This window comes from Mesorhizobium escarrei, from assembly GCF_935825525.1.
In the GTDB taxonomy this organism is placed as follows: domain Bacteria; phylum Pseudomonadota; class Alphaproteobacteria; order Rhizobiales; family Rhizobiaceae; genus Mesorhizobium; species Mesorhizobium escarrei.
The window spans coordinates 1-417 of sequence record NZ_CAKXZT010000098.1; the positions used below are offsets into that span (position 1 = coordinate 1).

Annotated in this window: 1 protein-coding gene; it reads right to left on the reverse strand. The window is 62.4% G+C overall.

The window, feature by feature from the left end; genetic code table 11:
* Positions 1 to 417, reverse strand: a 417-nt coding sequence (locus tag NMG80_RS06430) for an ABC transporter permease subunit (protein WP_254017369.1), incomplete at its 5' end; no start/stop codon positions are given.

Sequence of the window (417 nt, forward strand, 5' to 3'; positions counted from 1 at the left end):
TTAACACTCGAGCAGTTGATGTCCTTCGCGGTAAGACTGGTGCCGCTCATACCAACCGCGGATGATGCGATCAGCCACCATGGCAACCAGTGCTATCGCCAAGCCGGACGTCAGACCGAGCCCGGCGCTTGCATTGCCGAGCGCGATGTAGACCTGCTGGCCGAGATCCTTGGTCCCGACCAGGGCCGCGACCACCACCATGGACAAGGCGGCCATGATGGTTTGATTGAGGCCGAGCATCACGTTCGGCATGGCGAGGGGCAGCTTGACCTGGAACAGCAGTTGCGCGGGCGTACAGCCACATTGCCGACCCGCCTCGATGCAATCGACGCGCACGCTGCGGATGCCGTGCTCGGTGTAACGGATCGGCGGCACGATCGCGTAGAGCATGATCGCGATCAGAGCTGTGAGTTCCCC